Raw genomic sequence first — 20,874 nt, forward strand, 5'->3', positions numbered from 1 at the left:
GGTTGCGTTTATCGTGTCTTGTTCTGAAGGATCCGCGCGATCCGCCTGGACAGGTCGGCCGCGTTGGGCGTGTCGGAATGGATGCAGATCGTGCTGGCCCTGAGCGGCAATTCGCCCCCGTCGCGGGTCAGCAACCGGCCCTCCAGCGCGGCATGCACGCGGGCTTCCACCAGCGCGGCGTCGATCTGCGGATGGGTCCGCGTGATCACCAGCTTGCCCTGCGGGTCATAATCGAGATCGGCGAAATACTCGGGCCAGAATGCGTGACCCCGCGCGGTATAGACGCTTTCGTGCAATGTCCCGGCCAGGCCCATGATCGGCACGTCAAAGACATCGGCGGCATCCGCCATCGCCCCGGCGGCCTCGGGATCGCGGGCGGTCATGCCATACAGCGCGCCATGTGGCTTGATATGGCTGAGCCGCGCGCCCGAGGCCCGCAGGAACGCCGTCAGGGCGCCGACCTGGTACAGGATGACGTTGCGCAATTCCTCGCGCCCGATCGCCATCTCGCGCCGCCCGAACCCTTGCAGATCGGGCAGCGAGGGATGCGCGCCGATGGCCACCCCGTGCCGGATCGCCAAACGCACGGTGGCGGACATGTGATTGGCGTCCGAGCCATGGAAACCGCAGGCGACATTCGCAAGATCGATATGGGGCATGATCGCGGCATCCGCCCCCAGAGAATAGATCCCAAAGCTCTCGCCCATATCGCAATTCAACAGCATTTCAGATACGGGCCTCCTGTTCCGCCAGGGCGGGTCATCTGCGTCAACGCGATGATTTCTTGTTGTTCTTTCAGGTTATCCGCGCCAACCACCTCGGTAAAATATTAATTTCTCTCGCCTGGTATCGAAAATTCAGATACCTAAGGTCGCATGGAGTTGACCCTCAAACACGCCCGGTATTTTGTCGCCGCCGCACAGGCCGGTCAGGTCAGCCGCGCCGCGGTGGAGCTCAACGTCTCGCAATCGGCGGTCACCACGGCGATCCGGGATCTGGAGGCCAATCTCGGGGTGCAGCTGTTTGAACGCCGTCCCAGGGGTGTCGCGCTGACCGAGGCGGGAACACGGTTCCTGCGTCATGCCAAGGAATTGCTGGCGGTAGCGCATGAGGCGATGAACCTGAGCGCGGATGATCAGACCAGGCTGCGGGGCCGGGTGCGGATCGGGATGAGCTATACGGTCGCCGGGTATTTCGCGATCCCGGTGCTGGCCCGCGTCAAACGGCGGTTTGCGGGGCTAGACCTGTCGCTGTGCGAAGATCGCCGGGACGTGATCGAACAGGAGCTGGTACAGGGCAGGCTCGACCTCGCGATCATCCTGACATCGAACCTGGGCGAGCGCGCGCTGCTGGATCACGTGACGCTGGTGCAATCGAAACGGCGGCTCTGGCTCCCCTCGGGGCACCGGCTGGCCGGTCGCGATGACCTGCCCCTGTCGGTGATCGAGGACGAGCCCTATATCCTGCTCACGGTGGACGAGGCCAAGAACACCCAGATCCGCTATTGGCAAGACCGGCAGGTGTCACCGCGCATTGCCTTTGAAACCAGCTCGGTCGAGGCGGTGCGCACCATGGTGGCCTCGGGCATGGGCATCACCGTGCTGTCGGACATGGTCTATCGGCCATGGTCGCTCGATGGGCAGCGTATCGAAACATCGGACATCACCGAAGGCGTGGTTCCACAGATGATGATCGGCGTCTGCTGGAACGCGCAGGCTCCTCTTGGTCCGGCCCCGCGCGCCATCGTGGATTTCCTGATGCAGATTTTCGGCATCGACCACCAGACCCCGCCCGATCCGCGCCCATCGCATCATCCGCAGGTCTGAAATTGCGCCGGGCGGTTTCATCGACTTCGGCCACTCAGATGCGATACGAGCCCGGTGTCCGGTTGGTCCATTTGCGAAAGGCCCGGTGAAAATTCGCCGGCGCAGAAAACCCGGTTTCAAAGGCGATCTGTTCGATACTGTCGTTGCCCTGCTGAAGCGCGCGAATGGCCATGTCGCGGCGCAGCGCGTCCTTGATGTCCTGAAACGACGTGCCTTCCTGCCTGAGCCGCCGGTTCAACGTGCGCGGTGCCATTTTCAACGCCGTGGCCGCCTCGGGCAACTGGCAGCTCTGCCAGGCCGCGCCATAGAGAAAGGCCCGCACCTGCAAGGAACAGGTATGCGCGCGCGAGCCGGTGAACATCCAGTCAAGCGGGGCCCGCTCCAGGAACGCGGTCGCCTCGGCGGGGCTGCGCGCAACCGGCCGGGTAAAGTGACGCGGGTCGAAACGGATGCTGGTCCGGGGCGCCGCAAACCGCACCGGGCAGGGAAAGACCACCGCGTAATCGGCGGCAAACATTGGGCGGGCAAAGGCAAAACGCACCTCGCTGACCGGCAGCTCGAACCCGCCCAGCCACGACAACAGCCCATGGGCCAGCTTGAGCAACAGCATATGCCCGAAGCGCTGCGGACGTGTCTCCGGCTCATAGGGCGTCAGGGCCAGTTCGAGATCGCCGCCATCCTGGTGCAGGTCGAGCCGGAAATCGTCGAGCAACAGGTTCCAATAGGTCGAGAACCGATACAGCGCCGAGGTCAGGCTACCCGCTTCGCGCTGAACCGTGACCAGATGCTGCAGGGCGCGGGGCCGGATGGGCCGGCTCCACAGCCCCATCATCTCGTCCCCGGTTTCGGGCGCGGCGAGCTGGTAGAGACGCGCGATCTCGTTCAGCGTGATCCGCTGACCGGGCATCATCGGCCCCGCCTGCAACCCCGAGCGCCGCAGCAGCGAGCCCATGACATCAGGCGGACAGCATGACCGCAGCGCATCGAGCCAGTCCTGGATGAACGCGGCCGACACCGTGGTCAGGGATATCGGGTCATGATTGGTCACGATTGGCCCTCTTGGCGTGATCCGATACATTTTTGGCAAAGAATGAGATTATCGGCAAGCGATTGGGCGGATAGATGACGCGAAACCATAGTCATTGGCCAGGAGCCCCCCATGTCATACCATCCCCCCGTACAGGATTTGATGTTCTGTATCGAGCACCTGTCACATTGGGACAAGGTGTCGGCGATGGCGGAGTATCGCGATTTCGACCTTGCCGATATCGGGGCGGCGCTTGACGGCTATGCCCGGTTCTGTAGCGAGCAGATCGCGCCCCTGTCGCATATCGGGGACGCGGTTGGCGCACGGTTCAGCGACGGGCGCGTGACCATGCCCGAGGGCGACGCCCGGGCCTATGCGCAGTTTGTCGAAATGGGCTGGCAGGCGCTGACCCATCCGGCGGAATATGGCGGCATGGGCTTGCCCCGGGCGGTCGGGGCCGCCGGGGTCGAGATGCTGAACGCGGCGGATATGAGCTTTGGGCTGTGCCCGCTCCTGACCGATGGCGCGATCGAGGCGCTGTTGCTGACCGGGTCGCAGGAACAGAAATCCGCCTATCTCGAACCGCTGATCGCCGGGCGCTGGTCGGGCACGATGAACCTGACCGAGCCGCAGGCAGGCAGCGACCTGGGGCGCGTGGCCACCCGCGCGCTGCGGCGCGAGGATGGCACATATGGCGTCTCGGGAACCAAGATATTCATCACCTATGGTGCCCATGACCTGACCGAGAACATCATTCACCTGGTGCTGGCGCGCACCCCCGATGCCCCGGCGGGGCCCAAGGGTCTGAGCCTGTTCATCGTGCCCCAGAACCTGCTGGACGAAAACGGTGAACCCGGTGCCGGGAACGCGGTGACCTGCGTAAGCATCGAGCACAAGCTGGGCGTGCGCGCCAGCCCCACGGCGGTGTTGGAGTATGACGACGCCACCGGGTTCCTGATCGGCGAGGAAAACCGCGGGCTGGAATACATGTTCATCATGATGAATGCCGCGCGCTTTGCCGTCGGGGTTCAGGGCATCGCGATCTCGGAACGGGCCTATCAGCGGGCGCTGACCTATGCGCGCGAACGCATCCAGAGCCGCCCGGTCAACGGCTCGGCCAGGGATGCGGTGGCGATCATCGAACACCCGGATGTGCGCCGGATGCTGTTGCGAATGCGCAGCCTGACCGAGGGCGGGCGGGCCATGGCGGCGGCGACGGCCGGGCTGCTGGACATGGCGCATCACGGCACGGATCCACAGGCCGCCGCATTGGCCGAATTCATGGTGCCGCTGGTCAAGGGGTTTTGCTCGGAACGCGCGGTCGAGGTGGCTTCGACCGGTGTGCAGATCCATGGCGGCATGGGTTTCATCGAGGAAACCGGCGCGGCGCAGCATTATCGCGATGCCCGTATCCTGCCGATTTATGAAGGCACCACGGCGATCCAGGCCAACGACCTGCTGGGCCGCAAGGTGATGCGCGACGGGGGAGAAACCGCGCGGCGTTTCGCGGAGCGGATCGCGGAAACCGAAGCCGCCCTCGGGCAGGGTGACGACACCGCGCAGAGCATCGGCAAGGCGCTGTCAGAGGCGCGCGGCGCGTTCGAAACCACGCTCGACTGGATGCTCGAACACAGCCGCCGCGACATCGACTCGGCCTTTGCCGGGGCGGTGCCCTTCCTGATGCTGGCCGGGACTCTGGCCGCCGGATGGAAGCTCGCCAAGGGGGCGCTGGCGGCGCAGGCCGCGCTGGACGCGGGGCGCGACCCCGCGTTCATGACCCGCAAGATCACCACCGCCCTGTTCTTTGCCCAGCATATCCTGCCGGAATGCCAGGCCGAACAGGCCCGCATCCTGACCGGTGCCGCCAGCGTCCTGGCCGCCGATTTTCCCGAATGACCCTCTCTGAAAGGACTCGAGCCATGAACGACGTCGTGAACCCCGACACCTATGAACGCCTTGCCATTTCCGAGCGGGACAATGGCCTGTACGTGGTGACCCTGAACCGCCCGACCAAGCGCAACGCGCTGGACGTGGCCACCATCGAAGAGCTGATCCGGTTCTTTTCCGGCGCGCGGCTGGCGGGTGTCAAGGCGGTGGTGCTGGCGGGCGAAGGCGATCATTTCTGCGCCGGTCTCGACCTGATCGAACATTGGAAGGCCGACCGCAGCCCCGATGATTTCATGCATGTCTGCCTGCGCTGGCACGAGGCGTTCAACAAGATGGAATATGGCGGGGTGCCGATCGTCGCCGCGCTCAAGGGGGCGGTTGTCGGCGGCGGTCTGGAACTGGCCAGCGCCGCGCATGTGCGGGTGATCGATCCCGGCACCTATTTCGCCCTGCCCGAGGGCCAGCGCGGCATCTTTACCGGCGGCGGCGCGACCATCCGCGTGTCGGACATGATCGGCAAGTACCGCATGATCGACATGATTCTGACGGGCCGTGTCTATCAGGGACAAGAAGCGGTTGACCTGGGCCTTGCGCAATATATCGTCGAGGACGGCCAGAGCTTTGACAAGGCAATCGAAATTGCCGACAAGGTCGCCCAAAACCTGCCCCTGACCAACTTTGCCATCTGCTCCGCGATCAGCCATCTGAACAACATGTCGGGCATGGATGCGGCCTATGCCGAGGCGGTGGTCGGCGGCGTGGTCAACACCCAGCCCGCCGCCCGCGCGCGGCTCGAGGCTTTTGCCAACAAGACCGCCGACCGCGTCCGGCCCAAGGGCTGAGACCCCGCGCAAGGCCGGTGCGCGCCGCGCTCATGCGCCCTGTGGTGCGCGCACCAGGTCAAGGAACTCTTGCAATATCTGCGATTGCAGCCGGTCGGTGCGCCAGATCGCCATGATTGGCGTGGCATAGCCAAAGCTGCGTGGCATCACCTCGATAAAGTCGAACTGGGTGGTGCGGGCGCAATGTTCGGGAAAGAATCCGAGATATAGCCCAAAGCCCACCAGCGCGAGCACCGCCTCGGTCTGATGCGCGATGGTGCCCACCGGAAAGCTGCGTTTCAACTCGCGCAGCCGCTCGCTTTCGAAATAGCCCCTGTGGACCAGCGGGTATTCGACCACCTGGTCGCGGCGCAGCGTTTCCTTTGCACGCAGACGTTGCGCCAGCGGATGGTTGCCGGCGCAATACAGGCCAACCTCCTCGCTGTAGAGCTCGGTATAGCCAAGCCCCGGATGACGCTGGTAATCGGGCACGATGCCGATATGCAGGCTGCCGTCGATCACTCCGCGCTCGACCTCGGCGGGCGTTCCGGTCATCAGGTTGACGCTCACATCGGGCGCTCGGGTGCGAAAGGCGCGGATCGCCGAAACCAGCGGATTGCGCGGATCGATCACCGTATAGTCGATCATCCCGATCTTGATCTGCCCCACCAGGCTCTTGTTCAGCTGGGCGATATTGGTGCTGAACTCGTCGGCGGCGGCCAGCAGCCGGTCGATATGCGCCTCGGCGATCTTGCCCTGCTGGGTCAACGAGAACCCGCCGCGCCCGCGATGACACAGCCGCACGCCCAGCCGGGTTTCAAGGTCCGAGATCTGGCGCGAGATGGTCGAGGCCCCCACGCCCAGCTCGGCCTGGGCCGCCGACAGGCCGGAACAGTCGATCACCGTCTTGAACACGCGCATCAGCTTGATATCCGCATCCGTCACATTGCCCGAGAATACGATTTTCCGTCGCGCCATGGTGCCCCCGTCAGTTGCATTTGGCTACAAGTAAGGTTTCTTATTTGCAGGTTTTAAAAAGTAACGATCCACGGGAAAACACAAGGGACAGGAAAGGGAGAAAAACGTGAGCATCCGGGCAGACAAGCTGGCACAGTTGCGTGCGCAATTCGCAGAGGCCGATGGCGGGACCATCCATACCGAGAAATACCGCGAGATCGCCGACCGGATATTCAGCGAGGGCGGCCGCCGCCCCGCGCCCTATTCGGGGATCCCGACGCTGCTTGACGCGCCGCAAGCCGCCGCCGATGCCCTGGCCGATATCCAGGTGGCGCTTTACGGTGTGCCGATGGACCTGGGTGTCACCAACCGCAACGGTTCGCGTTTCGGCCCCCGGGCGCTGCGCGCGATCGAACGGGTCGGCCCCTATAACGACGCGCTGGAAACCGCGCCCCTGCACCAGATGGCGGTGGCGGATATTGGCGATGTGCCCTTTGCCAGCCGCTTTGACCTGGCCCAGAGTCACGCCGATATCGAAACCTTTCTCAAATCCGTTCACGCCCAGGGCGTGATCCCGCTGGCGGTTGGCGGCGATCATTCGATCACCCATCCGATCCTGCGTGTGCTGGGGGCAGAGACACCGGTCGGCATGATCCATATCGATGCCCATTGCGACACGGGCGGTGCCTACGAAGGCGAGAAGTTCCACCATGGCGGGCCGTTCCGCAACGCGGTGCTTGACGGTGTGCTGGATCCCGACCGCACCATCCAGATCGGCATCCGCGGCGCGGCGGGCTATATCTGGGAGTTCTCCACCCTGTCCGGCATGACCGTGATCGAGGCCCGCGACATCACCGAAGCCCGCCTGCCCGAGATCATCGCCATGGCCCGGCAGGTGGTGGGCGATGGGCCGACCTATTTGTCTTTTGACATCGACAGCCTCGACCCCGCCTTTGCCCCCGGCACCGGCACGCCCGAGGTCGGCGGCCTGACCACGCGCGAGGCGATGACCCTGATCCGCGGGTTCAAGGGGCTGAATTTCGTGGGGGGCGACGTGGTCGAGGTCGCGCCCGCCTATGACCCCACCAGCAACACCGCACAGAACGGCGCGCAGATGCTGTTTGAAATTCTCAGCCTGATGCAGTTTTCCCCCGCCCTGCGCCCGCTCTGATCCAACGCCGCCTGCTGCCTGTTTCCCCCTTGGATCAAGCGGGTCAGGCGGCAAAGACGGTAATGCGCTCGGCATCAAAACGCAGCCCCACCCGGTCGCCGGTCTGCGCCGGGGCGGCACCGCCGGCGCCGCGCACGCGGATCTCGTGGCCCTGCGTCTCGACCAGCCATTCCATCACCGGGCCCAGATCGCGGGCAAACGACACCGTGCCGGTTTCCGCGCCGCGTTCGAGGGTGATCGCCTCGGCGCGCACCGCGGCTTGCAGGGTACTGCCCGGGGCCTGCGAAACCGCGAGGCCGGTATCCTGCCCCAGGATCCCCAGCGTGCCAAGCGACGTCACCGTGGCGGGCAACAGGTTCGCGGCCCCGATGAAATCCGCCACAAAGGGCGTCGCCGGATTGCGATAGACCTCGGTCGGGCTCGCCGTTTGTTGCACCACCCCCTGGTTGAGCACGACCAGCTCATCCGCCAGCATCAGCGCCTCGGTCTGGTCATGGGTCACCAGCACCGTGGTGACGCCGAAACTCTGTTGCAGGCGGCGCAGTTCGATCTGCATGTTGTCGCGCAGCTTGGCATCCAGCGCCGACAGCGGCTCGTCCAGCAGGAACAGTTTCGGGCGGATCGCCAGCGCGCGGGCAATCGCCACCCGCTGCCGCTGGCCACCGGACAGGGCAGAGACCGGGCGGTCCGCGATATGGGGCAGTTCGATCACCGTCAGCAGCTCTTCGACCCGGTCCGCCTGCTCCGCGCGCGACGCCTTGCGCAGTTTCAACCCGTAGGCAATGTTCTCGGCCACCGACATATGCGGGAACAGCGCCAGCGACTGGAACACCATGCCGAACCCGCGCCGGTGCGGGGCCATGGCGGTGATGTCGCTGCCATCCTGCAGCAACCGCCCGCTGCTGGCCTGTTCGAACCCGGCAATGATCCGCAGGAGCGTGGTCTTGCCACAGCCCGACGGCCCCAGCAGGCAGACAAAGGCACCGCGCGCAACTTGCAGGTCCACTTCGCTCAGGGCCTGCACGGTGCCGTAGGATTTCGAGATCCGCTCGATATGCAGATGGGTGTCGCGCATCGTCGCGCTCCTTTCAGAACAGATTGCCCTTGCCCGCGATCAGCTTGTCCACAAGCACGATCAACAGGACATCGGCGGCAATGATGAAAACCGACAGCGCCAGCGTCGATGGGTCCAGCGACGACACGGTGCGGCTGTACATCCAGATCGGCAGGGTGCTGACATCGATGGTGTACATGAAAAAGGTGATGGTGAATTCGTTGAAGCTGATGATCAGGGCAAAGATCAGCCCGGCCAGGATGCCCGCCCGCATCAGCGGAATCACCACATCCCGGATCGCGCGCAACGGCGAGGCCCCAAGCGAGATCGCCGCCTCTTCGATCTCGACGCTGATGCCGTTCATCGCGCTCAGGCAATTGCGCAGCACAAAGGGCAGCACCAGCACGATATGCGGAATCGCGATGCGCCAGATGCCGAGATCGACCGACAGGCTCTCGGCGATCAGCAGGAAGGCAATGCCCAGCATCACCAGCGGAAACACCAGCGGCAGCGTGAACAACAGCTCCATCCCCGCGCGCACCCGCCGCTCGCCCCGCGCCAGCGCATAGGCCAGCGGAATGCAGACCCCGGTCGAAACCCCCATGACGATCACCGCGACCAGCAGGCTGGCAAGCGTCGATCCCAGCACCGATTGCGCGCTTGAGGGGTCTTCTTCGGTGAACATCCGCGCCACCTCGCCATACCAGCGCAGGGAATAGCCCTCTGGCGGAAAGCCCGAGCTGTCCGAGGCGGAAAACGACATGATGGTGACCACGACCACCGGCAGCGCAGATACCAGGATACCAAGCGTCGCCAGGATCAGCAGCGTCGCGCGATAGCTGCCACCGCCGGTGGTGGGCAAGAGTGCGATGCGCATGGTGTTACCTCCGGGTCCGGTCGGCGGTGCGTTCGGTGGTCATCCGCACCAGCCAGGCCGACAGCACCAGCACCAGCACCGTCAGCAGGATCAGGATCATGCCCGCAGCGGCCGCGCCGGACCAGTTGAACAAGGGCGAGATCATGTCGCGGATCGCCACGCCGAGCATCTGGACCCGACGCCCGCCCAGCAGCAGCGGGATGGCAAAGGCGCTGGCGTTGAAGGCAAAGACGATCGACGCCGCCCCCACCAGCGCCGGGCGCAGCAAGGGCAGCGTCACGTCGCGCAGGATGCGCCAATGGCCGGCCCCGAGCGAACTCGCGGCCTCGAGATGTTCCCGCGACACCGCCCGCGCGGCGCTGACGATGGGAAACACCGCAAGCGGCAGCGAGGTCTGGACCAGGCCCAGCAGCACCCCGGTCTCGTTGAACAACAGGAACAGCGGCCGCTCGATCACGCCCAGCGATCTGAGCACGCTGTTGAGCGCCCCCGACGGCCCCAGCAGCAGGATCCAGCCATAGGCCTGCACCAGCAGGTTCAGGATCATCGGCAGCAGGATGGTCACCGTCAGCAACCGCCGCCACAGCGCCCCGCGCAGGCTGGTCAGCAGAAAGGCCAGCGGCACCGCCAGCACCATCACGATCACCGTCGCGACAAAGGCCAGCCGCAGCGTCAGCCAGACCGAGCGGCCAAAAAACGGGGTCATCAGGTCGCGATAGGCGCGCAGCGATACCCCTTCAATCACCCCCTGCTCCGCCGACAGCGAAAACCGCAGGATATACAGCGCCGCCGCCAGGAACGGCAGCAAGGCAACACAAGCGGGCGCGGCAAAGGCGAGCGCCTGCTTGCGGGTCAATGTGGTCGGAGACACGCGCCGGGTCCGGTCTGGGGATCAGGACAGCGTTTGCTGATAACGGGTGATCCAGGTTTCGCGCATATCGGCGATAAAGCTCTTGTCGTGGACAATCGCCTTGTCGCTCAGCTGCTCGGGCTTGACGATAAAGGGGCTGGCCTTGGCGGCCTCGCTCATCTCGGCCTTCTGGTTCACCGGCCCGTTCAGCACGGCTTCGGCCATCACCCCCTGCACCGCGGGGTCGAGCGTGTAGTTGATAAAGGCATGCACCACATCGTCGGCGCCGGGCCTGGATCGCGGCATGATGGTATACATCAGATCGGCAAAGAACCCCTCTTGCACGTCATAGGTGGCCCCCATGTTCGATGCCCCGGGATTGGCCAGCTCGTCGGCAAAGAAGGCCGGCGCATAGACCCCGCCGATATCCAGCGCGTCGGAACGGAACAGTTCCGACAGCTGCGCCGGATTTTCGCCAAAGGTCAGGATATTGGGGCGCAGATCGGCCAGCTTGGCAAAGGCCGCATCGGCATTGCTGCCGTCGCCGCCCAGCAGCTTGCCGGTGGCATAGATCGTGTCGAGCGCATCGGTCCACGTGGCCGGCGGCAGGAACAGGCGGCCCGCATGGGCGCTGTCCCACATCTCGGCATAGGTTGTCGGCGGCTCGGGAAAGGTCCGGGTGTTGTAGATCAGCCCGCCGGTCCACAACAGGTATCCGATGCCATGACCGTCCGCGCCGGTGCGAAACCGCGGGTCGACATCCGCGAGATTGGGCAGCTGGTTCAGGTCCGGCCTGGCCAACAGCCCGTCCCCCGCCAGTTCGACCGCCCCCACCCCCGCAAGGGTGATGACATCGTATTGCGCCCGGTCCCCGGTGGCACGCAGCTTGGCCACCATCTCCGAGGTCGAGCCGGTGCGGTCCGCGATCACCCGCGCGCCGGTGGCCTCTTCAAAGGGCTTGGCGATGTTCTCCAGAATGGCCAGCCCGGTATTGTCCGACCAGGTCAGCAGGCGGACCTCCTTGCCCGCGAATGTCATGTCGCCAGCGCGCAGGATCGACGGCGCCGCCAACAGCGCGGCGGCCCCCGCGCCGGTTTTCAACAGGCGACGTCTGGTCAAGAAATTGGTCACGGATACTCTCCCGGTTAAATGCGCCTTGGCGGCTGTCTTGCGCCAGTGCGCCGGAATTACCGCTTGTGTTAAATGGCAAAGAATTGAAGCTTACTTGCAGAAATATGCAAGTTATCACGCCGCCCGCCGATGCGGCGGTTTTCTGCGGCCCTGCCGCGCAATTGGGCGGAAACGGACCCGGCACGCAGCGGATCAGACCCTTGCCAAAGCGGTCACGCCGCCCGCATGATCGCCGGGGCGGAAGCAATTGGCGCGGCCTGCGCCACGGGCGAGCGTGGGCGCGTGATGACCAACCTGGTGGCGTTTCAGTATGTCCTCGAAGTGGCGCGGCTCGGCTCGTTGCGGCTTGCGGCGGACCGGCTGCACGTGTCGCCCTCGGCGATCAGCCGCCAGCTGGCAAAGCTTGAGCGTGAATTCGGCGGGACGCTGGTGGAACGCCGTGCCACCGGGGTCGAGCTGACCGAGGCGGGCCGGATCGCGGCGGCGCATTTCTCCGTCATCTTCGACCAGATCGACATGGTCAAGGGCGAGATTTCAGAACTGTGTTCAGCATCCGGTGCGGCTCCCAGAACCCCGGCGCGCACGAGACATAGCCGATCATCTTGACGATGCGTTTCACCCGGTCCAGATCGCCCAGCACCGCCTTCATCATCGCCAGGTGATTGATCGCCAGCAACCGCGCCGACGCATAGCCTTCATCGATGCTGAGATCCGAGCCGACCTTGCCCACATAGGGCAGCACGTCATTGTCGTTTTCATCCGGCTGCGTGCCAAGCGTGCCCGAGGTACAGAGCATGTTGCCCACCACCACGCCGGGCAGGTAATTGCCGATCGGTTTCGGCCGTCGCGGCAGGCTGATCCCCATCTCGTCAAGGCGGGCTTCGGTTTGGTGAGGCATTGGGGACTCCTATCGCTGTTTGCCGTCAGTCTGGACGTAAATTAGGCGATCGGATCGGGGCCCGACATGCTGGGACAGGCACCGCTGGCCTGACCCCGCAACCCCAGGAAACAACCGACACCAAACCAACAGGAGACCCCGATGACAACATTCACCAGAACCATGAAGCTGGCGCTGTTGACCGCGCTGGCCGGTGCCGCCCAGGCGGCGGATTGCAGCATTGCCCTTGCCCCTGTGCTGACCGAGGACACCCCCAACGCCCGCGCCGCGATGGTGTTCAAGGACGAGGTCGAACAGAACTCGGACGGGCGCATCGAGATCAACATCCGGCCCGCCGCGCAGCTGGGCGGTGATGTCGAGATCATCGAGCAGACCCAGATGGGCCTGGTGCATATCGCCATCCCGCCCACCGGCAACCTGGCCAATTTCAACGAACAGATGTACCTGTTCGACCTGCCCTTCCTGCTGTCGGACGACGCCGCAATGATCGTGGGCCGCGACGCGGCGCGCGCATTCACCAGCGAGGACGAGGCCAAGATCATCGACCGGATCAAGGGCGAGATCACCATCCAGGAGCTCAGCCCAGAGGGCCGTGCCGCCTTTGTCGTAGCCTCGCAGCCGATCTATGCGGATTTCCGCGACAAGGTCACGCCCGCGCTGATGGACAAGGCGCTTGCCCTTGCCAAGGGTGAGTGAACCAACCGCACGACCACGGGCCGCGACACAAGGGGGCGACGATGATCACCTGGCTGAACCGGATTTTCGATCTGATCGAGAACACGCTGGTCACGGGGTTGATCCTCGTCGCCGCGGAGGCCTGACCCGATGGTTGGTGCACATGTTCCCGTCTTCTTTGGCCTGCTGCTGTTTGGCTCGCCGATCTTTGCCGCGCTGGCGCTCGCGGTGGCGCCGGCCTTCTATTTCTGGGGCGGGCTCGACCCGGTGCTGGTGCCGATGCGGACGTTCTCGGGGATGAACAACTTTTCCCTGATGTCGATCCTGTACCCGGCGATGGTCAAGGCCGGCTATGACCGGGCGTTTCCTTCGGCCTGATCACCACGGCGGGCAGCGTCACCGGCACCTCCGTGGGCAAGCTCTTTGCCGCCGGGCTGCTGCCCGCGTTGCTGATCGGCGGGTTCCTGATCGCCTATGCCAGCTGGTTTTCCGCGCGCAAAGGGTATCCGCGCGACGCGCTGCCGACACTGGCGGGCATCCTCGCGGCGCTGCGGCAGGCGGCCTGGGGGCTGGGGCTGCCGGTGATCCTGTTGATGATGGTGGCGCTGCTGATCCTGACCTATATGCCGATGATCAGCATGGTCCTGCCCAATCTGCTGTACAGAAGGCGCGGCCACGCCCCTGCCGTCCGGATTCGGCGGTGGGGACGCCAATGACCACCCGGTTCCTGGAAAACCGGTGGCCCCGGCGGAAAACAAGACCAATTTCGCGCCGGCTCCGCCAGATGCCGGCGCATTCACCGTTTTCCGCATCAGGAACTGGCAGATACACATAAACACCTGAACTGACGCGGATATTGCCGACCGCCACCGACAGGCCCTGCGCGGGGATGTGAAAATTTCGCACCCATTGGGCAAATATTTTTCCCCGTGTGAAGAATTCGCTTTGGAAAATCGCGCTTTCCCTGCATCATGCAGGCGTGATTTTGACCAATATGTCAAAATTGGTCCGCATGTCGCGGGCATTGGTTCTTTGGCGGCCTGCCGCCGTGGAACCGCCCGGTGCCCGCCAATAACCGCCCGGCAAAGCCCGGCATTCGAACAAACCAAGAGGGAAAACAAGATGTCACTGGACATAAGTACCATCTACGCCGAACAGGTGACGCTCAACTCGCTGGTGCAGAACCTGCTCTATGCATCCGGCACGGTGGGGGCGATCCTGGTCGTGGTCGGGCTTTTGATGATCGATGCCGGTACCGCCCGCCGCAAGAACCTGTTCAACTCGACCATCGAAAAGACGCTGGGCTTTTTCCTGGGCTTTGCCACCTATTACGTCATCGGTTTTGGGTTCTGGGCGGCGCAATATTACATCATGGTCGACGGCACGCTGATGGATTCCATCAAGGATTGGTGGATCGGCGGCGCGATGACCAACAGCCTGGCGCACCATGTCGACCCGGCGATCTTTCCCGGCCTCAACACCTTTCAGATTTTTGTCTTTTTCCTCGCGGTCTTTGCCGGGATCATCAACATCCTGCTGCATTTCTCGGTTGCCGAACGGATGAAGCCCGCCGCCTATTACATCACCTGCGTGGTCGCCACCGTGGTGTCATCGGCGCTGAGCCTGGCGACCTGGGGATCGGTCGGGCCGCTGACCAACATGGGGTTCCACGATTTCTTTGGCGTCGGCTTTGTCTATATGTTCCCGGCGGGGATGATCCTGGTCTTTGGCCCGATGCTCGGCCCGCGCCCCGGCATGATGCAACCGCACCCGCGCGTCTCGGCCTATCTCGCGCCCAGCATCGGGCTCTGTGCGCCGGGCCTGCTGCTGATCTTTGCCGGGCTGCCGACGGTCATCCTGTCCTGCCTGTTCTTCTTTGATCCCGAGGCCATGGCGGTCAGCGTGACCATGGCGGAAACCAGTGTTGGCGTGGCGCTCAACAATTATGCGCTGGTCTGGGCCGGGGGCGCGATTACCGGGCTGGTCCTGGCGTATTACTCGCGGAACTACGCCTACACCCTGCTGGGTCCGCTTGCCGGTTACGTCGCCGGGGCATCGGGCTTTGATGTCTACCTGCCGTGGCAGGCGCTGATCCTTGGGCTGATCGCCCCCTTGGCGGCTTATGCGGTCTATGAATTCACCCTGAAGCGCGGCATTGACGAGCACAAGCTGTTCCCGCTGTTCCTCGGGGCCGGGTCGCTGGGCATGGTGTTTCTCGGCATTTTCAAGGCCGGCACCCCGCGGGGCGGATACCTGGGCATCGAAGAGGGTGCCTATGCCTTTCAACACGGAGAAATCTCGCTGGTGATGCAATTGGTGGGGATCGTCGCCTGTGTCGGCACCGGCGTGGTGACGGCGCTGGTGCTGTCGGTGATCCTCAAGGCAACGGTTGGCCTGCGGGTGGACGAAGACGACCAGATCGACGGGCTGGACATGCTGTATTGGGATCTTGAGCCCGACGTGATCACCCATGCGGACAATGTGCCGAACCCCGGCACCGCCGCGCGGCGTCATGATGCGGCCGGGCTGCCGCCAACCCCCGACGCCATCGCGCGCGGCTGATCCCGCGCCAACCCAAAGGCCCCGGCAAATCTGTCCGGGGCCTTTTCACGTCTGACGCCGCTTGTCGCCCCTCCGGTCGATGTTCTACGATACGGCTGGCCTCTGCCGACCCTGCCGCGACGGACATATCCATGAACCAAACCAGAAACTCCGCCTTTGCCACCGATCAGAGCATCGGGAAAACGGTTCGCATCGTGGTCGACAAGCTGCTCGTGCGCATCCAGTCGGGAGAGTATCCGCCGGATTCCCGCCTGCCCAGCGAGCGCGCGCTGGCGGCCGAACTCGGCGTGTCCCGCAACACCGTGCGCGAAGCCCTGGATATCCTGGAAAGCCGCGACATGGTCCGGCGCAGACAGGGCAGCGGCAGTTTCGTCACCTTTGACTCCCATCGCCCCGACGCCCCGGCGCCCGGTTCGGTGGGCGAACGCACCAGCCCGCTGGATCACCTGATCGTCCGCTCGATCATCGAGCCCGAGATGACCCGGCTGGCGGTGATGAACATGACCCCGCGAGACCTCGAAGACCTGGCACAGGTGGTGGCCCAGATCGAAGCCGTGCGCACCGACCTGAACGAATTCATCCGCTGCGAAGAAGCGTTTTACCGCACCATCGCGCGCGCGACGCGCAATCCGCTGCTGGAGGCCTGCTATGATCTGACCATCGAGGTCTGCCGCCAGAGTTTCCGTACCGCGCTGATGCGCAAGCACCTGACGCCGGACCGGATCCAGAGCTATCAGGTGCGGTTCAACTCGCTGTTCAACGCGATCGCCACCCGCGATGTCGAGGCCGCGGTCGAGATCACCAAGCTGCACCTGGTCGAGGAACAGCGGCTGTTCCTGCATGACGGTTAGGCCGGTTCAGTCCAGCGCGGCGCGGCTCAGCAGGCTGGCCTGTGCCGCGCCGGTTTCGATGCGCTGCTGCCAGAGCTGGCCCAATCGCCGCATGTGATCGTGCAGCCGTGCCTCGTGCCGGTCCAGCCAGTCGGGGATCGAGCGGAATTCGGCAATCCGCGCCCGCCCCTCTTCGATCCGGACCACCGGCCAATCGCCGATCAGGGCGTTGTTGATGCCGAACATCTGCTCGCCCCACCAGCGCGCCGGACCAAAGGCATGGGTGACCGGCTCCATCTGTTTCATCGTGGTCAGCACCGAGACCGGCGAAACCGAGGCCACCTGTTCCACCGCCGCGTGCCAGATTTCCAGGATCGCCACGAACTCCCAGCTGACGGCGCTCCAGCTGCCCGGATACCGGGCGTTGTATTCCTTGAAGAATTCGCTGGGCCGATTGAAAAAGAACGCCTTGCGCGCCAGCTTGGGGTCGTCGAAATCGGGAAACTGGAACAGCGTGCCCTCCATGAAACCGGGCGACGTGCGCGCCACCACGCGCTGGTAATGATCCATCGTGCAGGACAGGATGCGCCCGGTGAACCCCGCCGCGTGGGCATATTCGGTCATTGCATGCACCATCGGCGTATAGCTGGTACACCAGCACAGCACATCCGGGCGCTCGGCCAGCATCGGATCGACAATGGCGGCAACATCCGTCTGGTGCGGATCATACAGGATGCCCTTGACCACCGGCAGGTCCGCCGCCTCGAACGCCGCGCGATAGGTCGCCGCTGACGGCAGCCCCAGGGCATCCTTCTGGCTGCACATGGCGATGCGCCGCCGCTGCGGTTCGTGTTCGGCCATCCACTCCACACCGGTGACGTTGAACACCGGATGCACCTCGGAGGGGGCGATCAGATAACGGGTATCGGGTGACAGGTCGCTGGGCAGCAGGGTCGAGGTCAGCACCCGGTTCTGGGTCAGGAACGACCGCAGCGGCGTAAAGGTATCACCCCCCAGCATCATCAGGAAACGCACCTGTTCCGTCAGGACCAGGTGGCGCGCGCCCTCCAGCGCCCGCTCGGGATCATAGCCGCAATCATAGGACACGATTCGCAACGGGTAGCGCCGCCCGCCAATCAGAATGCCGCCAGCGCGGTTCAACCATTCCGCCCAAAGCTGGCACCCGTTCAGCCCCGGCAGCCCCCAGGAGCTGACCGGACCGGTGAGCGGCGCGAGAAATCCGATGCTGACCGGTTCGTTCATGCCGACGCGGGTGTTCGGAAACAGCGATGAAACCGCGATGTTATGGGCGAAACTTGATCCTAGCATACCAATTTCTACCACTGGCCCGCCCAGACTCAAGCCAGTATTTCAAGCCCGTATGCACTTCACCATAGGGGAAATAAGTTACCCATTAGGAAAAAAACCCATTGACACAAAGGGACCAGTGCGGCGAAATTTGGTTCAACCAATAGTACCAATAACCGGAACACCAGCAGGAGAGACAGAAAATGACACAGAAACGGGTCGCAATCATCGGTGCCGGACCTTCCGGCCTGGCCCAGCTTCGCGCGTTCCAGTCGGCGGCGGAAAAGGGTGAGGACATCCCCCAAATCGTCTGTTTTGAAAAACAGGGCAACTGGGGCGGGCTGTGGAACTATACCTGGCGCACCGGGCTGGATGAAAACGGCGAACCGGTGCATTGCTCGATGTACCGCTACCTGTGGTCGAACGGCCCCAAGGAGGGGCTGGAATTCGCCGACTATTCCTTTGAAGAGCATTTCGGCAAACAGATCGCCTCGTACCCGCCGCGCGCCGTGCTGTTCGACTATATCGAGGGCCGGGTGCTCAAGGCCGGTGTGCGCGACTGGATCCGCTTTGACACCGCCGTCCGCTGGGTCAGCCATGACAGCGACACGGGCAAGTTCACGGTCACCGTGCATGACCACAGCCGCGATCACGTCTATTGCGAAGAGTTCGACAACGTGATCTGCGCCTCGGGTCATTTCTCGACCCCGAACGTGCCCTATTACGAAGGCTTCGAGAGCTTTAACGGCCGTCTCGTCCACGCCCATGACTTCCGCGACGCACGGGAGTTTTCCGGCAAGGATATCCTGGTTGTCGGCGCGTCCTACTCGGCCGAGGATATCGGCTCGCAATGCTGGAAATACGGCGCGAAATCAATCACCTCCTGCTATCGCAGCGCGCCCATGGGGTTTGACTGGCCCGACAATTGGGAAGAACGGCCCGCCCTGCAAAAGGTCAGCGGCAACACGGTGTATTTCGCCGACGGCTCGACCCGCGACGTGGACGCCATCATCCTGTGCACCGGCTACAAGCATTTCTTCAACTTCCTGCCCGACGATCTGCGCCTGAAAACCGCCAACCGCCTGGCCACCGCCGATCTCTACAAGGGCGTGGCGTTCGTCAACAACCCCGCCCTGTTCTATCTCGGGATGCAGGATCAATGGTTCACCTTCAACATGTTCGACGCCCAGGCCTGGTGGGTGCGCGACGCGATCATGGGCAAGATCGACATATCGGGCGTCACCACCGATCAGATGCTGGCCGATGTAAAGGAGCGCGAGGCGCGGGAAGAGGCCAGCGACGACGTGAAATACGCCATCCGCTACCAGGCCGACTATATCGAGGAACTGGTGGCGGAAACCGACTATCCCAGCTTTGACATCGACGGGGCCTGCCAGGCGTTCTACGACTGGAAAAAGCACAAGGCCCAAGACATCATGGGCTTCCGCAACAACCGCTACAAATCGGTGATCACCGGCACCATGGCCCCGGTGCACCACACCCCGTGGAAAGACGCGCTGGATGACAGCATGGCCGCCTATCTGGCCAATTGACCCGCCTCTCCCGCGGCGGCCGGGATCGCCGCGGGTTCCCGTTCTGGCACGCACCGATCCATCGACCGTGGCGCCGCACCGGCCCCCAATACCCCGCACATGTCCGATTTCGACCCATTCCCGTCTGAACAGGACGGCGACTCTGCACGGGTTCTGGCGGAATATGAGCCAAAGGAGTCCGAATCTATGCACTACTCAGGGTTCAAGGTCATCAAGGAAGCGCTGACCGGTCATCGCGGCTGGGGCCCGGCCTGGCGCGACGCCACGCCCAAGGCGCAATATGACTATGTAATCATCGGCGGCGGCGGGCACGGGCTGGCCACCGCCTATTACCTCGCCAAGGAATTCAAACAGGCCCGCATCGCGGTGGTCGAAAAGGGCTGGATCGGCGGCGGCAATGTGGGGCGCAACACCACGATCATCCGCTCCAACTATCTGCTGGACGGGAACGAGCCGTTCTATGAATTCTCGTTGCAGCTCTGGGAGAATCTCGAACAGGAGCTGAACTATAACGCGATGGTCAGCCAGCGCGGCATCCTGAACCTGATCCATTCCGACGCACAGCGCGACGCTTTCATCCGGCGCGGCAACGCGATGATCCTGAACGGGGCGGATGCGGAACTCTTGAGCACCGAACAGATCGTGGCGCGTTATCCGTTCCTGAACGTGAACAACGCCCGTTTCCCGATCAAGGGCGGGCTGGCGCAGCATCGTGGCGGCACCGTGCGCCATGACGCGGTGGCCTGGGGCTATGCCCGCGCCGCCGACCGGCAGGGCGTCGACATCATCCAGAATTGCGAAGTCACCGGGTTTCGCATCGAAAACGGCACCTGCACCGGGGTCGAGACATCACGCGGGTTCATCGGTGCCAAAAAGGTCGCGGCCTGTGTTGCCGGGTCGTCGTCGCGGCTGATGGCAAAGGCCGACATGCGGTTGCCGATCGAAAGCCACGTGTTGCAGGCCTTTGTCTCCGAGGGCCTGAAACCGCTGCTGCCCGGGGTGATCACCTTTGGCGCGGGCCATTTCTATTGCAGCCAGTCCGACAAGGGCGGGCTGGTCTTTGGCGGCGATATCGACGGCTATAATTCCTATGCCCAACGCGGCAACCTGCCGGTGGTCGAGGACGTTTGCGAAGGCGGCATGGCGATCTTCCCCAATCTCGGGCGGGCGCGGCTGTTGCGGATGTGGGGCGGCATCATGGACATGTCGATGGACGGCTCGCCGATCATCGACCGCACCCATGTGGCCGGGCTCTATTTCAACGGCGGCTGGTGCTATGGCGGGTTCAAGGCCACCCCGGCCTCGGGCTTTGCCTATGCGCATCTGCTGGCCACCGACACCCCGCACAAGACCGCCACCGCCTATCGGTTCGACCGTTTCGCCACCGGGCGGATGATCGACGAAAAGGGCATGGGCAACCAGCCCAACCTGCATTGAACGAGGACAG

22 protein-coding genes are annotated in these 20,874 nt (G+C 63.9%); 13 read left to right on the forward strand and 9 right to left on the reverse strand.

Translation table 11 applies throughout. The features are described from left to right. Positions 1-8: 8 nt before the first annotated feature. On the reverse strand, positions 9-725 hold the full coding sequence (gene pxpA / locus ACP15R_RS14745; RefSeq protein WP_424987195.1) for a 5-oxoprolinase subunit PxpA: 717 nt from the start codon (positions 723-725) through the stop codon (positions 9-11). Positions 726-875: 150 nt separating this feature from the next. On the opposite strand from pxpA, the gene ACP15R_RS14750 reads away from it, so the two are divergent. Then, complete coding sequence (locus ACP15R_RS14750; protein WP_424987196.1) at positions 876-1,826, forward strand: LysR family transcriptional regulator; 951 nt, start codon at positions 876-878, stop codon at positions 1,824-1,826. Positions 1,827-1,860: 34 nt separating this feature from the next. On the opposite strand, the gene ACP15R_RS14755 is transcribed toward ACP15R_RS14750, so the two are convergent. Continuing rightward, complete coding sequence (locus tag ACP15R_RS14755; RefSeq protein WP_424987197.1) at positions 1,861-2,874, reverse strand: helix-turn-helix domain-containing protein; 1,014 nt, start codon at positions 2,872-2,874, stop codon at positions 1,861-1,863. A gap of 111 nt (positions 2,875-2,985) precedes the next feature. Between ACP15R_RS14755 and ACP15R_RS14760 the strand changes: the two genes are divergently transcribed. After that, positions 2,986-4,749, forward strand: coding sequence for an acyl-CoA dehydrogenase (locus ACP15R_RS14760; protein ID WP_424987198.1), 1,764 nt, complete (start codon positions 2,986-2,988; stop codon positions 4,747-4,749). 23 nt (positions 4,750-4,772) lie between these two features. After that, positions 4,773-5,582 carry a methylthioacryloyl-CoA hydratase gene (gene dmdD, locus ACP15R_RS14765; RefSeq protein ID WP_424987199.1) on the forward strand — a complete coding sequence of 270 codons (810 nt, stop codon included), beginning with the start codon at positions 4,773-4,775 and terminating at the stop codon, positions 5,580-5,582. Between the two features lie 30 nt (positions 5,583-5,612). Here dmdD and ACP15R_RS14770 read toward each other — a convergent pair whose 3' ends face one another. Continuing rightward, positions 5,613-6,539: a LysR family transcriptional regulator gene (locus tag ACP15R_RS14770; protein ID WP_424987200.1), complete on the reverse strand. Its 927-nt coding sequence runs from the start codon at positions 6,537-6,539 to the stop codon at positions 5,613-5,615. A 106-nt stretch (positions 6,540-6,645) separates the two neighbouring features. Between ACP15R_RS14770 and speB the strand changes: the two genes are divergently transcribed. Beyond that, the gene (gene speB / locus ACP15R_RS14775; protein ID WP_424987201.1) at positions 6,646-7,689 is read left to right on the forward strand and encodes an agmatinase; all 1,044 of its coding nucleotides are present in this window, start codon (positions 6,646-6,648) and stop codon (positions 7,687-7,689) included. A 43-nt stretch (positions 7,690-7,732) separates the two neighbouring features. Here the strand turns inward: speB and ACP15R_RS14780 are convergent, their stop codons facing one another. The 4 genes from ACP15R_RS14780 to ACP15R_RS14795 are packed head-to-tail and all read right to left on the reverse strand — an operon-like array spanning position 7,733 to position 11,601. After that, positions 7,733-8,764 carry an ABC transporter ATP-binding protein gene (locus tag ACP15R_RS14780; protein ID WP_424987202.1) on the reverse strand — a complete coding sequence of 344 codons (1,032 nt, stop codon included), beginning with the start codon at positions 8,762-8,764 and terminating at the stop codon, positions 7,733-7,735. A 13-nt stretch (positions 8,765-8,777) separates the two neighbouring features. Then, a complete protein-coding gene (locus ACP15R_RS14785; protein WP_424987203.1) occupies positions 8,778-9,620 on the reverse strand; it encodes an ABC transporter permease in 843 nt (280 codons plus the stop codon). 4 nt (positions 9,621-9,624) lie between these two features. Next, entirely contained in the window at positions 9,625-10,491 is an 867-nt protein-coding gene (locus tag ACP15R_RS14790; protein WP_424987204.1) for an ABC transporter permease, read from the reverse strand. 21 nt (positions 10,492-10,512) lie between these two features. Next, a complete protein-coding gene (locus ACP15R_RS14795) occupies positions 10,513-11,601 on the reverse strand; it encodes an extracellular solute-binding protein (protein WP_424987206.1) in 1,089 nt (362 codons plus the stop codon). A 225-nt stretch (positions 11,602-11,826) separates the two neighbouring features. Here ACP15R_RS14795 and ACP15R_RS14800 point away from each other — a divergent pair, with 225 nt between their 5' ends. Then, complete coding sequence (locus ACP15R_RS14800; RefSeq protein WP_424987207.1) at positions 11,827-12,207, forward strand: LysR family transcriptional regulator; 381 nt, start codon at positions 11,827-11,829, stop codon at positions 12,205-12,207. Here ACP15R_RS14800 and ACP15R_RS14805 read toward each other — a convergent pair. After that, positions 12,122-12,499, reverse strand: coding sequence for a RidA family protein (locus ACP15R_RS14805; RefSeq protein WP_424987208.1), 378 nt, complete (start codon positions 12,497-12,499; stop codon positions 12,122-12,124). The two genes, ACP15R_RS14800 and ACP15R_RS14805, sit on opposite strands and share 86 nt — an antisense overlap. Before the next feature lie 141 nt (positions 12,500-12,640). On the opposite strand from ACP15R_RS14805, the gene dctP reads away from it, so the two are divergent. The 6 genes from dctP (at position 12,641) to ACP15R_RS14835 (ending at position 16,587) form a co-directional block, all read left to right on the forward strand. Further along, on the forward strand, positions 12,641-13,195 hold the full coding sequence (dctP, locus tag ACP15R_RS14810) for a TRAP transporter substrate-binding protein DctP (RefSeq protein ID WP_424987209.1): 555 nt from the start codon (positions 12,641-12,643) through the stop codon (positions 13,193-13,195). Continuing rightward, complete coding sequence (locus ACP15R_RS14815) at positions 13,192-13,320, forward strand: hypothetical protein (protein ID WP_424987210.1); 129 nt, start codon at positions 13,192-13,194, stop codon at positions 13,318-13,320. Before dctP ends, ACP15R_RS14815 begins: the two co-directional genes overlap by 4 nt. A 4-nt stretch (positions 13,321-13,324) precedes the next feature. Next, positions 13,325-13,552, forward strand: coding sequence for a hypothetical protein (locus ACP15R_RS14820; RefSeq protein ID WP_424987211.1), 228 nt, complete (start codon positions 13,325-13,327; stop codon positions 13,550-13,552). Continuing rightward, positions 13,552-13,890 (forward strand): TRAP transporter large permease subunit, encoded by a 339-nt coding sequence (locus ACP15R_RS14825; protein ID WP_424987226.1) that lies wholly within the window; start codon positions 13,552-13,554, stop codon positions 13,888-13,890. Before ACP15R_RS14820 ends, ACP15R_RS14825 begins: the two co-directional genes overlap by 1 nt. Positions 13,891-14,296: 406 nt before the next feature. Then, a complete protein-coding gene (locus tag ACP15R_RS14830; RefSeq protein WP_424987212.1) occupies positions 14,297-15,736 on the forward strand; it encodes a hypothetical protein in 1,440 nt (479 codons plus the stop codon). A gap of 131 nt (positions 15,737-15,867) precedes the next feature. Beyond that, entirely contained in the window at positions 15,868-16,587 is a 720-nt protein-coding gene (locus ACP15R_RS14835) for a FadR/GntR family transcriptional regulator (RefSeq protein WP_424987213.1), read from the forward strand. A 6-nt stretch (positions 16,588-16,593) separates the two neighbouring features. Here ACP15R_RS14835 and ACP15R_RS14840 read toward each other — a convergent pair whose 3' ends face one another. Continuing rightward, the gene (locus ACP15R_RS14840) at positions 16,594-17,895 is read right to left on the reverse strand and encodes an ABC transporter substrate-binding protein (protein ID WP_424987214.1); all 1,302 of its coding nucleotides are present in this window, start codon (positions 17,893-17,895) and stop codon (positions 16,594-16,596) included. A gap of 182 nt (positions 17,896-18,077) precedes the next feature. On the opposite strand from ACP15R_RS14840, the gene ACP15R_RS14845 reads away from it, so the two are divergent. Together ACP15R_RS14845 and ACP15R_RS14850 are read left to right on the forward strand one after the other, a co-directional pair. Then, a complete protein-coding gene (locus ACP15R_RS14845; protein ID WP_424987215.1) occupies positions 18,078-19,427 on the forward strand; it encodes an NAD(P)-binding domain-containing protein in 1,350 nt (449 codons plus the stop codon). 186 nt (positions 19,428-19,613) lie between these two features. Further along, positions 19,614-20,864: a sarcosine oxidase subunit beta family protein gene (locus tag ACP15R_RS14850; protein WP_424987217.1), complete on the forward strand. Its 1,251-nt coding sequence runs from the start codon at positions 19,614-19,616 to the stop codon at positions 20,862-20,864. Positions 20,865-20,874: the final 10 nt, after the last annotated feature.

This window comes from Microbulbifer sp. S227A (assembly GCF_049800935.1).

Coding starts and splice junctions, on each gene's coding strand:
- pxpA (WP_424987195.1), bottom strand. CDS start 725: ATGCTGTTGAATTGCGATATGGGCGAGAGCTTTGGGATCTATTCTCTG.
- ACP15R_RS14750 (WP_424987196.1), top strand. CDS start 876: ATGGAGTTGACCCTCAAACACGCCCGGTATTTTGTCGCCGCCGCACAG.
- ACP15R_RS14760 (WP_424987198.1), top strand. CDS start 2,986: ATGTCATACCATCCCCCCGTACAGGATTTGATGTTCTGTATCGAGCAC.
- dmdD (WP_424987199.1), top strand. CDS start 4,773: ATGAACGACGTCGTGAACCCCGACACCTATGAACGCCTTGCCATTTCC.
- ACP15R_RS14770 (WP_424987200.1), bottom strand. CDS start 6,539: ATGGCGCGACGGAAAATCGTATTCTCGGGCAATGTGACGGATGCGGAT.
- ACP15R_RS14780 (WP_424987202.1), bottom strand. CDS start 8,764: ATGCGCGACACCCATCTGCATATCGAGCGGATCTCGAAATCCTACGGC.
- ACP15R_RS14785 (WP_424987203.1), bottom strand. CDS start 9,620: ATGCGCATCGCACTCTTGCCCACCACCGGCGGTGGCAGCTATCGCGCG.
- ACP15R_RS14800 (WP_424987207.1), top strand. CDS start 11,827: ATGATCGCCGGGGCGGAAGCAATTGGCGCGGCCTGCGCCACGGGCGAG.
- ACP15R_RS14805 (WP_424987208.1), bottom strand. CDS start 12,499: ATGCCTCACCAAACCGAAGCCCGCCTTGACGAGATGGGGATCAGCCTG.
- dctP (WP_424987209.1), top strand. CDS start 12,641: ATGACAACATTCACCAGAACCATGAAGCTGGCGCTGTTGACCGCGCTG.
- ACP15R_RS14820 (WP_424987211.1), top strand. CDS start 13,325: ATGGTTGGTGCACATGTTCCCGTCTTCTTTGGCCTGCTGCTGTTTGGC.
- ACP15R_RS14830 (WP_424987212.1), top strand. CDS start 14,297: ATGTCACTGGACATAAGTACCATCTACGCCGAACAGGTGACGCTCAAC.
- ACP15R_RS14835 (WP_424987213.1), top strand. CDS start 15,868: ATGAACCAAACCAGAAACTCCGCCTTTGCCACCGATCAGAGCATCGGG.
- ACP15R_RS14840 (WP_424987214.1), bottom strand. CDS start 17,895: ATGCTAGGATCAAGTTTCGCCCATAACATCGCGGTTTCATCGCTGTTT.
- ACP15R_RS14845 (WP_424987215.1), top strand. CDS start 18,078: ATGACACAGAAACGGGTCGCAATCATCGGTGCCGGACCTTCCGGCCTG.
- ACP15R_RS14850 (WP_424987217.1), top strand. CDS start 19,614: ATGCACTACTCAGGGTTCAAGGTCATCAAGGAAGCGCTGACCGGTCAT.